This is a genomic window from Nostoc sp. GT001, from assembly GCF_030382115.1.
GTDB lineage: Bacteria > Cyanobacteriota > Cyanobacteriia > Cyanobacteriales > Nostocaceae > Nostoc.
In genome coordinates this window covers 6,392,043-6,406,734 of record NZ_JAUDRJ010000003.1, presented here as the reverse complement: position 1 = coordinate 6,406,734, position 14,692 = coordinate 6,392,043, and the positions used below count along the sequence as shown (strand labels likewise).

At 41.3% G+C, this 14,692-nt stretch carries 15 protein-coding genes, 1 tRNA gene and 1 pseudogene; 10 read left to right on the top strand and 7 right to left on the bottom strand.

The window, feature by feature from the left end; translation table 11 throughout:
* Positions 1–22 precede the first annotated feature (22 nt).
* The 5 genes from QUD05_RS29930 to QUD05_RS29910 form a co-directional block, all read right to left on the bottom strand.
* Positions 23–520 (bottom strand): chemotaxis protein CheW, encoded by a 498-nt coding sequence (locus QUD05_RS29930; RefSeq protein ID WP_289799239.1) that lies wholly within the window; start codon positions 518–520, stop codon positions 23–25.
* Positions 521–524: 4 nt separating this feature from the next.
* Positions 525–902, bottom strand: a complete 378-nt coding sequence (locus QUD05_RS29925) for a response regulator transcription factor (protein ID WP_069071198.1) — start codon at positions 900–902, stop codon at positions 525–527.
* A gap of 62 nt (positions 903–964) precedes the next feature.
* Complete coding sequence (locus tag QUD05_RS29920) at positions 965–2,032, bottom strand: response regulator (protein WP_289799238.1); 1,068 nt, start codon at positions 2,030–2,032, stop codon at positions 965–967.
* A 603-nt stretch (positions 2,033–2,635) separates the two neighbouring features.
* The gene (locus QUD05_RS29915) at positions 2,636–3,298 is read right to left on the bottom strand and encodes a tetratricopeptide repeat protein (protein WP_289799237.1); all 663 of its coding nucleotides are present in this window, start codon (positions 3,296–3,298) and stop codon (positions 2,636–2,638) included.
* Positions 3,225–3,875: a tetratricopeptide repeat protein gene (locus tag QUD05_RS29910; protein WP_289799236.1), complete on the bottom strand. Its 651-nt coding sequence runs from the start codon at positions 3,873–3,875 to the stop codon at positions 3,225–3,227. Before QUD05_RS29910 ends, QUD05_RS29915 begins: the two co-directional genes overlap by 74 nt.
* 302 nt (positions 3,876–4,177) lie before the next feature.
* On the opposite strand from QUD05_RS29910, the gene QUD05_RS29905 reads away from it, so the two are divergent.
* Positions 4,178–4,594, top strand: coding sequence for a XisH family protein (locus tag QUD05_RS29905; RefSeq protein ID WP_289799235.1), 417 nt, complete (start codon positions 4,178–4,180; stop codon positions 4,592–4,594).
* Positions 4,582–4,917 (top strand): XisI protein, encoded by a 336-nt coding sequence (locus QUD05_RS29900; RefSeq protein WP_289799234.1) that lies wholly within the window; start codon positions 4,582–4,584, stop codon positions 4,915–4,917. Before QUD05_RS29905 ends, QUD05_RS29900 begins: the two co-directional genes overlap by 13 nt.
* A 372-nt stretch (positions 4,918–5,289) precedes the next feature.
* Here QUD05_RS29900 and QUD05_RS29895 read toward each other — a convergent pair.
* Positions 5,290–5,371, bottom strand: a tRNA-Leu gene (locus QUD05_RS29895).
* Positions 5,372–5,468: 97 nt separating this feature from the next.
* Entirely contained in the window at positions 5,469–6,656 is a 1,188-nt protein-coding gene (gene alr / locus QUD05_RS29890; RefSeq protein ID WP_289799233.1) for an alanine racemase, read from the bottom strand.
* Between the two features lie 424 nt (positions 6,657–7,080).
* On the opposite strand from alr, the gene QUD05_RS29885 reads away from it, so the two are divergent.
* The 8 genes and pseudogenes from QUD05_RS29885 to ndhI all read left to right on the top strand — a co-directional run bounded on the left by QUD05_RS29885 (position 7,081) and on the right by ndhI (position 14,643).
* Positions 7,081–7,578 carry an HNH endonuclease gene (locus QUD05_RS29885; RefSeq protein WP_289799232.1) on the top strand — a complete coding sequence of 166 codons (498 nt, stop codon included), beginning with the start codon at positions 7,081–7,083 and terminating at the stop codon, positions 7,576–7,578.
* A 655-nt stretch (positions 7,579–8,233) separates the two neighbouring features.
* Positions 8,234–9,517: a DHH family phosphoesterase gene (locus QUD05_RS29880; protein WP_289799231.1), complete on the top strand. Its 1,284-nt coding sequence runs from the start codon at positions 8,234–8,236 to the stop codon at positions 9,515–9,517.
* 175 nt (positions 9,518–9,692) lie between these two features.
* Positions 9,693–10,163 (top strand): DUF29 domain-containing protein, encoded by a 471-nt coding sequence (locus tag QUD05_RS29875; protein WP_289799230.1) that lies wholly within the window; start codon positions 9,693–9,695, stop codon positions 10,161–10,163.
* 130 nt (positions 10,164–10,293) lie between these two features.
* Positions 10,294–10,455, top strand: a pseudogene (locus QUD05_RS34545) (ParE family toxin-like protein); the annotation flags it as partial.
* A 51-nt stretch (positions 10,456–10,506) separates the two neighbouring features.
* The gene (gene sixA, locus QUD05_RS29870) at positions 10,507–11,001 is read left to right on the top strand and encodes a phosphohistidine phosphatase SixA (RefSeq protein ID WP_289799229.1); all 495 of its coding nucleotides are present in this window, start codon (positions 10,507–10,509) and stop codon (positions 10,999–11,001) included.
* Positions 11,002–11,109: 108 nt separating this feature from the next.
* Complete coding sequence (locus QUD05_RS29865) at positions 11,110–12,246, top strand: citrate synthase (RefSeq protein WP_289799228.1); 1,137 nt, start codon at positions 11,110–11,112, stop codon at positions 12,244–12,246.
* A gap of 540 nt (positions 12,247–12,786) precedes the next feature.
* Positions 12,787–13,905: an NADH-quinone oxidoreductase subunit NuoH gene (gene nuoH / locus QUD05_RS29860; protein WP_094327297.1), complete on the top strand. Its 1,119-nt coding sequence runs from the start codon at positions 12,787–12,789 to the stop codon at positions 13,903–13,905.
* 153 nt (positions 13,906–14,058) lie between these two features.
* Positions 14,059–14,643, top strand: a complete 585-nt coding sequence (gene ndhI, locus QUD05_RS29855) for an NAD(P)H-quinone oxidoreductase subunit I (protein WP_229462911.1) — start codon at positions 14,059–14,061, stop codon at positions 14,641–14,643.
* The last annotated feature ends 49 nt before the right edge of the window (positions 14,644–14,692 follow it).

Here is a 14,692-nt window from a genome sequence, read left to right as displayed (position 1 = left end):
AAGCTGTTTTTAGTAGTAAACCCTAATCACTGCGGAGAATAGAAGATTGCGCGATCGCCTGTGCATCTAATACCAGTAATATTTCTTCCTGTTGCACAACGCACCCACATAAATAAGGAACTAAACTGGATGTCACTTGTCCGATAGGAGAATGAATATCATCAACTATGAACTTGGTTGTACCTTTTATTTCTTGTACAACTAATCCCAACACCAATGATTCCACTTGGATAACGATCACATTGTATTGTCGCAGTCGATAATCTAGGGATTCTAAATTGAGCATTCTTGGTAAATCAACTACCCAAATTATCCGACTCCGCCAATTCATTAATCCTAATATGCAGGATGGCATATTAGGTATTGACGTAATAGATTCAACAGGCACAAGAATTGCTTCTTGCGTATGCCTCATTGATAAAACAGCAGTAGTTTGTTGATTTAGCTGAAACTTCAGATAACTATCTGCTAAATTATTCGGGATTGGTTTTGAAGAAAGAGTAATGTTTGTACTAGTCATTGATTCAAATTACCACTGATTTAATAGTACGTAGGAGATGTTCGCGGGTGTAAGGTTTAGTTATATAGGCATCTGCACCTTGTCTCATTGCCCACAAACGGTCAATTTCTTGATTTTTAGAACTACAAACCACAATCGGCACTTTTGCAGTAATCGGATTTCTTCTCAGAGAACGACACAATTCAAATCCGCTCATTTCTGGCATTACTACATCAGTAACGATCGCATCTGGTTTTTCTAACACAGCTTTTTCTAAACCCTCTTTTGCACCACTTGCTTTAATTACGTTGTAACCACTCTCTTTGAGATAATGGCTCATTAATTCCAATTCACTGGGAGAATCTTCTACAATCAAAATTGTGCCAAGCAAAGTCAGGCTCACTATTAAATCTCCTAAAAAAATAAATTAAACATATTTTGTTATTTTTATTTGCCTTATTTCAATCAACCAAGATGCTTAAAAACCATTTTTAGCAATTCTGATTGTGTAAAAGGCTTGGTTAAATATCCTGACGATCTGACCATTTTAGCCTTTGCCCTGTCGATAAATCCTGTTCTACCAGTCACCATAACGATCGGTGTATTTTTAAAAGCTGAATGTTTTCGTAATAAAGAACATAGCTCATAGCCATCTAAACTTGGCATTTCAACATCCAGCAAAATCAGATCGGGCTTACTCCGTAGAATTTGCATTAAAGCTTTTACCGGATCGTTGATCATCACAACTGAAAATGTGTTTTCATCCAAAAAGTGTTTGATAGAATTCAAAACAGTTTGGCTATCATCAATGCAGGCAATCGTATATAGTTTTTTACCAACAGGTGGCTGAGTAATTTTATTATTCTCAGGAATATCAAAATTGATTGGTATTGGCAATTTTTGCCCAAGCTTTATTTTTAGATGTGGCTGAACTTGAGACGATTGTGTTGTAGAAAAAACTTGGGAATTTGCACCAGCCGGAATTGATGACTGAATATTTTGCCGATTTCGTAATTGCTTTTGACAGTGTTCAACAAGCAACCGTAAATCCAGGTGACAGAACTTTGGTTGTTCGTCCAAAGAGCTTTCTGGACTGAATTCATAGCTACCTTCTTTTAAACATAGAAATGATTCCATTACTTCTTTTGCCAATTCGTCTATCAGGCTTCCTGCTTGCACAGAGGTAATATAGTCCTGATTGACTAACCAACAAATAGCTTGGTAATCCGCATTTGGTATTGATTGATGTTCATTTTTCGTCTCAAACATCAGCCGCATCTGTACGCGAGTGGCGCTGTTGAGAGCAGGAATTTGCTGACTCAAACGCCGTAAGTGACTATCAAGGCGCTCAAATAGTTTATCTGAATAGGAGGCATAAGTAAGTTTACCGTCCTCTAGATAGATTGACCAAGAGACTATCCCGGTAAATACGCTTAAGCAACCCGTAGCACGCCGACTTGTTAATTGTGCCAACAGAGATAGCGGATGTAGTTTCTGGAACAACCTGTAGCTACCTATAGGAGTTGTGCTCATTTTGCTTTTACTTCAGCTAAAATTCGATACGTGTAAGCTAAACTCGTGTAAAGTTATTCCACAATTAAAATCAAGTAAAAAGCATTAAACTTTTGGATTTTAAAGTACATCAGTTTACATCTAGGTTTGTGGTGAAACTCAACGAGAGTAGCGTTATTTTCAGATGAGCAAATCTTAGTAAATTCGTAAATTGTGATTAATCTACTTAGTGTTACTGAGATTTATCAACATCTTTCGAGAAATAAGACATAAAAATGTCAAGACTAGATGAAGCCACTTTCCATTGAGTAACCCCAATCTGACCACAGGAATAATACTGATTTTATTAATGTAATATCTTTTAACTTCTGTATTTACACTTAAGTAAAATCTAGTTTTTAAACAAGTAAGAACTATCTGAAGCCACTTTTAATTAAATACTCCCGTTATGACCACAGGGATAATACTGATTTTTTTTGACAAAAATAAAACAGAATTCAGAAGGGTTAGCAACTGTACCAGGAAAAGGTGTGAAATTAACTGATGTCTCCAGGTTAATTTTTCTGGTTATCCAAAATGCGCGTAGGCGTAGCCCGTTGTAGACATCGCACAGCAAAATTGTTCCTACTGTGGATGTTTACTGTAGGTACTGCCAAGACTATTTTGTGTCCTTGCCCAATCATAAGGTAAGCACTCACGAGTGCGTTCTTCTAGTGATTCTTGATAGCAAGCAATGGCGGTTTCCAAATTCTCCGCGTGTTCCCCAAAAATACGATTACTGTAGGCAATGCCAAGATTATTTTGTATCATTGCCCAGTGTCTGGGAAAGCGATCGCGAGTACATTCTTCTAAGGCTTTTCGACCGCAGGCAATGGCTTTTTCCAAATTGTCAGCTTGTTCCCCACGAATACGCTCATTATAGGCTTTCGCAAGACTCATGTGTATCCAACCCCAAAACAAAGGGTTGCGATCGCGCGAGGATTCTTTTAATGCTTCTTCATAACAAGAAATTGCTGCTTCTATATTTTCGGCTTCTTCTCCACGGATGCGGTTACTGTAGGCATTACCAAGATTAATTTGTGTTGCTGCCCAATCTTGGGGGAAACGCTCGCGAGTGCATTCTGTTAATGATTCTTGATAACAGGAAATTGCTGCTTCTAAACTATCGGCTCGTTCTCCCAAGATGCGATCGCTGTAGGCAGCACCCATATCCTTAAGTATCACACTCCAGCGATAGGGATTGGCGTTGCGCGTATATTCTTTGTAATGCTTCTTGATAACAGACAATGGCTGTTTCTATATTCTCTGCTCTTTCCCCACGGATACGCTCATAATAGGCATTACCAAGATGATGTTGTGACAAAGCCCATATTTGGGGAAAACGATCGCGAGTACATTCTGTCAGTGCTTCCTGAGAATAGGCGATCGCAATTTCCAAGTTATTAGCATACTCTCCGTGAATACGGGATTTATAGGCATTACCAAGATAAGTTTGTACTTTTCCCCAACTATCAGGAAAGTCTTGGCGATTAAAAGCTGTTAGTGCTATTTCATAACCAGCAATAATAATTTCGATATTGTCGGCACGATTCCCCAAGACAAAATCTAGGAGTAAATTACAGAAAGTAAAAATATTTGTTCCTGTATCAAATAGTGATTGGTCTGGTTGTGCTTCTGCTAGTTTTTCTGTTGCCCGAATTTTCAGCACATCCGCCAAATGCAAATCTAATTTAGCCAGATTTGCTTGTAATATGGTATGTACTATTATTGGGTCGCCATTGCTGTTATGGACTGCTAGCAATACCTCTTGCAAAAAATCCAAGTATTTGCCATCTCTAGGGGTTGATGATGATTGACCGTTCATAGGTAAGGGCGTGAGACGCAATTTTATTATGAGAATACTTCAACACCAGTACCCTAGATTCCAAAAAAGTATCAAATCTTATCACAGATGATAATTTACTAACGGCGATCGCTAATCCCCCTACATCTACATTCAACAAAAAACTAGCTACTGAAGTTTTTAAGATTATCCTTTAATTGTTGATGAATGCGTTGGCGTAGCCCACCGCAAGTGATTGCCCACTTACAGTTTCAGTAACAGGAGGATGCGATCGCTACATAATTACGAATTACGAAATAGAAAATCCTTTATAATGTTATATTATGCCAGCAAGAGATATCTTTCACAACGCAGTCAAAAAAGGGCTAGAAAAGGAAGGGTGGAAAATCACCCATGATCCCTTACCCGTCAGTTTCGAGTTAGGGGATATGTACATAGACTTAGGTGCAGAAAGAATTCTAGCAGCAGAAAGAGAGGGTGAAAAAATTGCTGTTGAAATTAAAAGCTTTTTTAAAACATCTGCAATTTCTGAATTTCACACAGCTTTAGGACAATTTATTAACTATCGACTAGCATTATCTGAACAAGAACCAGATCGGACTCTCTATTTAGCAGTTCCCATCGATACATATACTTCCTTCTTCACTATCAGACTTGTACAAAACATTATTAAAACATATCAACTTAAATTGATTACTTATCAGCCTGTAACAGAGGATATTGTCGAATGGATAAACTAAAAAAATATCAACAAATAATTCAGCAACTTCTCCAAGAATATGCTGCAATTTCTAGTCAAGATCCAGAAATTGAAACCCAATTAATTTTTGACACAGAACATCACCACTATCAACTTGTAAATATCGGTTGGAAAAATCAACGTCGTGTTTATGGTTGTTTTTTACATCTAGATATCAAAGATGGTAAAGTTTGGCTGCAACACAATGGGACAGAAAATGAAGTAGGAGAAGATTTAGCAAATTTAGGTATCCCCAAGCAGGATATTGTCATCGGTTTTCATTCGCCATTTAAGCGCCAATTTACAGATTATGCTGTGGGTTAAATATCATTGAAGAAGAATTCAGCTATTCTGAATTCAGGAGTCAGAATCAATCAGTCGGGGATTCAGACACGCAACTGAATTGTTGCACTACCAAATTTCAATTTGGTGGGGGTGCAAAAACGCCGATTATTCAGACGATCGAGTACTCGCTAACGCTGCGAAGCACCGCCAGTCGTACAGAAAACATTGCTGAATTCTGACTCCTGACTTTTGAATTCTGTTCGATAATCCACTAATCAGCTAAAAAGTCTTAATCTAAATATTCATCTATCGGTATAATCTATGTCTATCAACTCTCGTGCTTGCACTTGAGGATGAATTAATTCAAAAACTGCATGAGTCTGTTGGCTCATGCAGTTTTCATAAATTAAGTGCGGATGAAAGGACTTGAACCTTCACTCCTTTCGGAACTAGAACCTAAATCTAGCGCGTCTGCCAATTTCGCCACATCCGCATCAGTTTACTAACATATCATAATAAAATAATTATGGCAATAGGGAATAGGGGACAAGGGAGAAATTAATTTCCTATGCCCCATTCCCAATTCCCAACTACATAACTGCAACACGAGGCAGACGATGCTTGAAACCACAGAGAATTTCCCAAGAAATAGTGTTTAATTGTTTTGCCCAATCGTCCGCTGAAATTTGTTCTTTTCCGTGTTCCCCTAGCAAGGTGACTACTTCTCCTTCTTGGATATTGGGTATGGCACTCACATCCAGCATCAACTGATCCATTGTAATTGTCCCAATTTGCGACACCCGCTGACCGCGAATTAACACCTGCATTTTGTTAGAAAGACTGCGAGGAACACCGTCAGCATAGCCAATTCCCACGACGGCGAGGCGAAGTTCACGCGGGGCAATAAATTTATGCCCGTAGCTAACAGCTGTTCCTGCGGCAATTGTTTTGACTTGGGTAACTCGTGCCTTAAGTTGCAAAACGGGCTTGAGATCGATCGCATTTTGTAAATGGGTTGCTGGGTAGAGTCCGTAAACAGCTAAACCTACACGCACCATGTCGTAGTGCAATGCCGGATTTGTGAGTGCGGCGGCTGAGTTTGCCAAGTGCAAGCAAGGCGGTTGAATTCCCATTGCTTTGATTTGAGCGATCGCATCCTCAAATCGTTTATGCTGTTCTTCCATTGCCGTGGTATCAGGATCGTCTGCTGTCGCCAAATGAGAATAAATACTGGCAATATTAAGATGTGGTAATCGCTGCACTAATTGCACAAATTCGCCAGCTTGCCGCCAATCAGTTCCCAACCTCGACATTCCCGTGTCTAATTTAATGTGTACGGGCACTGGAGAACCATGATTCATCGATTCTAAGGTATCAGAAAATACTAAAGCTTGTTTAGGGCTACAGAGTGTGGGCTGAAGTTTCCATTGGGCGATCGCATGAATTTGCTCTAGTGTATGAGTTGCCCCTAAAATCAAAATGGGCGCTTGAATCCCGCCTTCTCGCAATTGAATAGCTTCTGGAACTGTAGCCACTCCTAAGCAACTAGCTCCCGATTGGATGGCAATTTGGGCGACTGTTACTGCTCCATGTCCGTAGGCATCAGCTTTTACTACTGCCATCAACTGGGTACGCGGCGATAAAAACTGCACCAATTGCTTTACATTGTACGACAACGCCTCTAAATCAATTTCTACCCAAGCTCGTTGCGAAAACCACGCGTAGGTATCGCACTGCTGATTCGGAACTACACCAGGGATTTGTTTGCGACTTAACATTTGTACTGACTCCTATCCCGCCACGGCTAAACTTGCAAGTTATCTATCTATACACGCTCCTAAAAGCGAGATCAGATTAAATAGGAAGTTTAACCTTCAGATTGGAATTGATACAAGATGTTGCGGCGCTAAAGTAAAAGTTAAGAGTTATGAGTTATCAGTTATAAGTTAAAAGTAAATCTTATGGATCAACTTTTCACTCCGTTCTTCTCTACGAGACACTGCGCGATTGCGTTAGTCTAAGTAATAATTTTAATCAAGTAATAAATTTGACTTTCCAACTCTTAACTCCTCACTCCTCACTCCTAACTTTTTATTCATCACTCAATTTCCAAATTCTCCCGAAAGTATAATTTCTTCTTATCCCCCTAGCAGGGTGTATTTGTGTTAATATATTGTAAAACTCATACCCTGAGCGCAAATAATGGGGAAGGTTTTAGTCTTAAACGCCTCTTACGAACCTCTCAATATAACGAGTTGGCGTCGCGCTGTAGTTCTTTTAATCAAGGGCAAAGCAGAACGCGTGGAACACAACGGTAAATTTCTGTACACGGATTTCCCGTTGCCGACCGTGATCCGGTTGCGTCATTATGTACGCGTTCCTTATAAAGAAATCCCTCTAACTCGCCGAAATATATTGCACCGTGATGGTCATGCCTGTCAATACTGTGGTTTCACAGGGGATGAATTGACACTAGACCATGTAATACCGCGATCGCGCGGCGGAGGCGATACTTGGGAGAATATTGTTACCGCTTGTGTCCGTTGCAATGTCAAAAAAGGCAGTCGGACTCCCCACGAAGCTCACATGCCTTTGCGTCATCCCCCGCGCCAACCTTATAGCAGTCTCTATTTCGAGGTCAGCAAACATCTTAAGAGTGGACTGCATACAGAGTGGCAAAAGTATGTTATAGGTCTTTGAGCAAAAAACAGAGGAGCAAAGGAAAAAGGAGAAATACCCTCTTTCTTTGGGAGATAGCCAATAACTTTAGTTATGGAGTGTTNGAAAAATTGGTGGCTATATGGCTTTGTAAAACCAAGGTCAATGCGTCAACGCTCAAGCCTTTACATTTGTTGTATATAAGTTTCCCCTTTGCTCCNNNTTCCTCCTGTCTTTTTCCATTAGACTTCACTCTNNAATTTTTAGAATTTTCAAAGGGGATATGAAACACGCCTTGCTCATCAAAAATAATTGTTAATTGCTCAATAGTCACAATAATGAGAATATTAAGCATAAGAATATTTCAAATATCAAGGACTAATCCTAAAGTATAAGATAGAAAATATACCCTAAGTTAGATAAAAATCCCCCTGATTAAATTTGCCGACGAGAGAAAAACTCCTAAAACAGATACCTGCTGCCACATACAGCCTGATATCTTAAACTTACTTGCTGTACTCCCTCTAGTGGAATTTAGTTGATTCTTGAGCGCTGTTACTGACAAAAAATATACTTAGATGTATAGTGCAATGTCTTGAGATTTTTGCGAAGATCATAATAATGTGGCTAAATTCAGGGAATTGCTGCTCGTAGTATTTCTGAATAAAAGGAGCCTCACACTTTAAAAAAGTTCCCTATGTACTTTAATTCTCCCGTTACTCAGTTTGAGAATTTGTCGTTGACCACAGAGCCAAACCCAGAGGAACCTGAAATCGAGAAAGCGCCAGTGGAAGTTGCATTTAAAAGCCCATCATTACCGCCATCGGTAGGTGATGGGGCTATATATCTCAGTCACCGTGGTAATTCTCTGGCACAACAAAAGTCAGAAGAACTGCAAAGAACCCTTTTGGCACACCGACACGATCGCCAACTGGTAATTTTGCAAGATTTTCCTGACCCTGATGCCCTTTCCTGTGCCTGGGCTTATCAGTTAATTGCCCAGCAATATGATATCAAATGTGAAATCATTTATGCTGGCGCGTTAAGCCATCAAGAAAATATTGCCTTGGTAAGGCTGACTAATTTACCCATCCAACGCTGGACAACGCAAACCTTGAAAACCAAAGATTTGTCATCTTATCAAGGTTTTGTGCTAATTGACAACCAGGGAACCACTTCGCAACTACTGTCATCGGTGCAGCAAGCTGGAATTCCTTTAGTGGTACTCATCGACCATCACAGTATCCAAGGCGATTTGCAATCAGAGTTTGAGGATATTCGTCCTTATGTAAGAGCGACGGCAACAATTTTTACTCAATACCTCCAAACAGGATTATTAGCATTAGATAGCAGCATAAATCAACACGTCAAATGCGCTACTGCCTTGATGCATGGCTTGCGATCGGATACAAATCGGTTAATGCAAGCGCAAGAAGAAGACTTTATGGCAGCGGCCTATTTAAGCCGATTTTATGATGCCCAACTGCTGAATGCCATTTTACAGGCGAACCGTTCCAAGCGGGTAATGGATGTAATCGAGCGATCGCTAAAAAATCGCATCGTCCAAAATAACTTTTCCATTGCTGGTGTTGGATATTTACGCTACGAAGACCGTGACGCCATCCCCCAAGCGGCTGATTTTCTTGTCACCGAAGAAAACGTCCACACTGCTGTAGTTTACGGTATTGTTCACGATGAAGATGATGAACTGGAAATAGTCATCGGCTCCCTGAGAACTAGCAAACTTACCCTTGACCCCGATGAATTCATCAAAGAAGCCTTTGGACAAGATAGTGCAGGGCGGTTTTTCGGCGGTGGAAGAACAAGCGCAGGTGGCTTTGAAATCCCGATGGGCTTCTTATCCGGCAGTAATGAAAATTCCGCCTATGCGAAAATGAAATGGGAAGTATTCGACGCTCAAATTAAGCAAAAACTGTTGAGGTTGGTTAATCCTAGAGATAATCCGATTCAGTCGGAGTAGAGGGAACTCAAGGAGACGCGGAGAACTCCTAACTAATGCAGCAGTCAAAGTGTTTATTTAGATAGCATCCCTTCCCGATTTTTGATAAAAGTCGGGAATTTGGGTTTTATGGCGAATGCTGAACTAAATCAAAGTTAACTTGCGCCTACCTATTTATTTGTGAAGAAGGAGCGCCATGAAGTCTATAAAACTCCAAATCTTACAAACTCTGTATGAGCAAGATTTTTATGCTTGGGTAGAGCAGACAGCAGAGCTTTTGCGATTGCAGCACTGGGACACGCTGGATTTAGAACACTTAATTGAGGAAGTGGTGGACTTGGGTAAGAGTCAACAACGGGCGTTGCAAAGTGCGTTGCGGTTAGTCTTATCGCATTTGTTGAAATGGAAGTATCAACCAGAACGTCGTAGTCATAGTTGGCAAGTGACCATTACCCGTGAGCGACTGAATATAGATGAATTGCTGCAAGAAAGTCCTAGCTTGCAGCGTTTTTTAAATGATGCCGAGTGGATTAATACTACTTATCAAAGAGCGCGGCGAGAGGCAATGGTAGAAACGAGTTTATCAGCAGATAACTTTGCGATCGCTTGTCCGTTTTCTGTTGATGAGATTTTAGACTTAGACTTTTATCCTAACGCTGACCAATAATCGTAAAGTTATTTACCCTCTAACAACCGCTACTCATAGTCTAAATTAAGTAAAAATACGGCTTAAATTTAGTATGATAAATGGCTAACATCATGATAATCATGAGCGATGTTACGAGTTTCTTCGGGAAGATCCCAAATATCCATCATTGCATTTCAAAAAAGTCGGTCAGTTTTGGTCAGTGCGTATTGGTATATATTATCGGGCGCTTGCTGTAAAAGAAGATGATAATTTTGTATGGTTTTGGATTGGCTCACATCCAGAGTATGACAGATTGCTAAGTGGTGGATAGCGTTCTAACATTGCATAAGAGCAGCCTAACCGATCACTAATAATACAAAGTATGGAACTATACTTAATTCGTCATGGCATCGCCGAAGACAAGGGATTAGGCATCAAGGATGAAGATCGCAGCCTAACCAAAGAAGGAAGGCAAAAAACGGAGAAAGTTGCCCAAAAACTTGTTAAATTAGGTTTAAACTTTGATTTAATTCTCACCAGTCCCTTAGTGCGGGCGCGCCAAACGGCTGAAATCCTCATAGCAAAAAAACTAAGCTCCCAGTTAGAGGAATCTAGCCACCTCGCGCCTGATGGTCAAATTTCTAATTGGCTCAAAGACTGGTTAGAACCAAGAAATTATTCCCAAAATACCCAACTGGCGCTGGTTGGACACGAACCTAATTTGAGCAATTGGGCAGAAATTCTCCTGTGGGGAGAAGCCAAAGAAAGCTTAGTCTTGAAAAAAGCAGGTATGATTGGGATAAAACTACCAGAAACAGGTTCTCCTCTGGGTCGGAGTCAGATGTTTTTGTTGACACCACCCAAGTACCTGCTATAACAGTTTTTCAACATTTCCAATTGTTGTTAGAACGGCTACTGTTATGGCGACAATAAATTTCTGGTAAGTTAGCTTGATCAGATATTTCACAAAGCGAATGGTGTTGCCATGATGGTGTGCGAATACAAGCCTGGTTTAGAAGGCATTCCCGCCGCCCAATCAAGTATCAGCTATGTTGATGGGCAAAAGGGAATACTAGAATATCGTGGCATTAGGATTGAGGAATTAGCAGAAAAAAGTACATTCTTAGAAACTGCTTATCTCTTAATCTGGAATAAACTGCCAAGCAAGGAAGAACTGGAAACATTTGAGCATGAAGTTCGTTACCCTGCACGGATAAAATACCGCATTCGGGACATGATGAAATGCTTTCCAGAAAGCGGCCATCCAATGGATGCCTTGCAAGCCTCTGCTGCGGCTTTAGGTTTGTTTTATTCGCTCCGGGATTTACATAATCCTGCCTATATTCGAGATTCAGTAGTACGGCTGATAGCAACTATTCCGACGATGGTGGCGGCCTTCCAACTGATGCGAAAAGGCAATGACCCGGTGCGTCCCCGTGATGATTTAGACTATTCCGCCAACTTTCTATACATGCTCAATGAGCAAGAACCCGATCCTCTAATGGCGCGGATTTTTGATATCTGCTTGATACTTCAAGTCGAGCATACAATGAATGCTTCTACCTTCAGTGCTAGGGTGACAGCTTCCACCTTGACCGATCCTTATGCTGTGGTTGCTAGTGCTGTAGGAACTTTGGGCGGGCCCCTGCATGGTGGAGCCAATGAAGAAGTAATTCAGATGTTGGAAAAAATTGGCTCTGTGGAAAATGTCCGTCCCTACATAGAGAATTGTCTGCAAACTAAATCTAAGATTATGGGTTTTGGACATCGTGTGTATAAAGTAAAAGACCCACGAGCCATAATTTTACAAGGTCTAGCAGAACAACTGTTTGAGAAGTTTGGCTATGACAAATTCTATGACATTGCTCAAGAAATGGAACGAGTGGTAGAGGAAAAACTCGGTAGTAAAGGGATTTATCCAAATATTGACTTTTACTCCGGTTTAGTGTATAGGAAGATGGGTATTCCTACAGACTTGTTTACACCAATATTTGCGATCGCTCGTGTTGTCGGTTGGTTAGCCCACTGGAAAGAACAACTAGCAGAAAACCGGATTTTCCGTCCTACCCAGGTTTACAACGGTCTGCACGAAATTACTTATACACCGATTGACCAACGGTAACTGGGCATAGGGCATGGGGCACTTTTACTGAGCGTACCCCTCCGGGGAAGCAAGCTACGCGTAGCGTCTCGTAGAGAAGCCGAAGTATTGGGAATTGGGTACAAGAGGCAGAGGGGAAAGACTTACTGCACTTCTCCCCTGCCACCCTGCTCCTTTCAAGGGCAGGCTTTTAGGCTTTCGATAAATAGTTGAGAATGTTCTCAATTATTGAACGTAGTTTTAAGTTCTCAGACAATGGTTTTGGTTTTAAAATCCCAAAAATTTGTCTAATCAAAAAAACCTGCCCCAGAAAGCCACCCTGCTCCCCTGCTTCCTCATTCTCCGTCTCCTCAATAGCCAAACTCAATGCCAACCATAAGTAGAATTCTCATCTCGCTTCAGGGTGGTCAAACCATCCAACGATATACTAGGCATGGGAATTGGCAACAAATCTTCAATCGGAAGTCATCACAGCAAAAATTAAAAATGGGTGAATTTACAGGTATTAATTTAACTAATAGTTGTAATTCACTATGACTCGATGTCTTAAAGAGCGGAAACATGAATTCAGGAATTGACCTCCAAGGAACTTTTATTGAATCCCTCCGGGATTTAGGTTTACCAGCAGGAACAGCCAAAGCGATTTGGATGCCCCTGCCAATGATACTGATGCTAATTGGGGCAACAGTGGGGGTATTAGTTGCTACTTGGCTAGAACGGAAAATTTCTGCCTCCGCACAGCAGCGAATTGGGCCAGAATATCAGGGACCTTTTGGGTTGCTGGTGCCTGTAGCGGATGGTCTGAAGTTGGTATTTAAAGAAGATATAGTACCAGCCAAGTCTGACCCCTGGCTGTTTACTCTTGGCCCAATTATTGTTGTAATTCCGGTGTTTCTGTCGTTCCTGATTGTGCCCTTTGGACAGAATATCGTAATTAGCAATGTGGGCATGGGCGTATTCTTGTGGATTGCCTTGTCAAGTATTCAACCCATTGGCTTGCTGATGGCTGGCTATGCATCTAATAACAAATACTCCCTCTTAGGGGGCTTGCGGGCAGCAGCGCAATCTATCAGTTATGAAATTCCTTTGGCGTTGGCGGTGTTAGCGATCGCTATGATGTCTAATAGCCTCGACACCGTTGATATTGTCAATCAACAATCTGGCTATGGCATTCTAGGCTGGAACATTTGGCGACAACCAATTGGTTTTCTGATCTTTTGGATAGCCGCCCTCGCTGAATGCGAACGATTACCTTTTGACTTACCCGAAGCGGAAGAAGAAATCGTCGCCGGCTATCAGACGGAATACTCAGGCATGAAATTCGGTCTGTTCTACCTGGGTTCATACGTTAACTTGATCCTTTCTTCCTTACTAGTAGCAATTCTCTACCTGGGCGGTTGGGACTTTCCTATTCCCCTCAACCTCATCGCTGGTTGGCTGGGAGTCAGTGAATTAAATCCCGTGTTCCAGATAGTAACTGCGGCTTTGGGTATCACGATGACCGTGTTCAAAGCCTATTTACTAGTGTTTGTCGCCATCCTGTTGCGCTGGACAGTACCACGGGTACGGATTGACCAACTGTTAGATTTAGGATGGAAGTTTTTGTTACCAGTTGGTTTGGTTAATCTGCTATTAACCGCCGCCCTGAAACTAGCCTTTCCCTTCGCCTTCGGCGGGTAATGAGAGAGTTAGGAGTTATAAGTTATGAGTTATGAGTTATGAGTTATGAGTTATGAGTTTTTAATTAACTCCTCATTCCTCACTCCTAGCACCTTACTCCTAACTCCTCACTCCTCACTCCTAACTTTTATCACCTGAAGAGAGAGACACAAAATGCTAAAGTTCCTAAAACAAGTTGGTGATTACGCCAAAGAAACGGTACAAGCTGCGCGTTACATTGGTCAGGGACTTTCTGTCACCTTCGACCACATGCGGCGGCGTCCAATTACTGTACAGTATCCTTACGAGAAACTAATTCCTGGCGAACGGTTTCGCGGTAGAATTCACTTTGAATTTGATAAGTGTATTGCTTGCGAAGTTTGCGTTCGCGTTTGTCCAATTAACCTACCTGTAGTAGATTGGGAATTCGACAAAGCCAGCAAAAAGAAAAAACTCAACCACTACAGCATTGACTTTGGAGTTTGTATCTTTTGCGGTAATTGTGTGGAATTTTGCCCCACTAACTGTCTATCGATGACAGAAGAATATGAGCTTTCCACTTACGATCGCCATGAATTGAACTATGACAACGTAGCGCTAGGTCGTCTGCCGTATAAAGTAACAGATGACCCAATGGTTACACCACTGCGCGAACTAGTTTACCTACCCAAAGGCGTCCTCGAACCACATGGATTGCCCGCAGATGCGCCACGTGCAGGTGCGCGTCCAGAAGACTTGGTAGAGCAAACAGAAAAATAAATGTCATTTGTCATTTGTCCATTATCCTTTCTTAATGACCAATGACCAA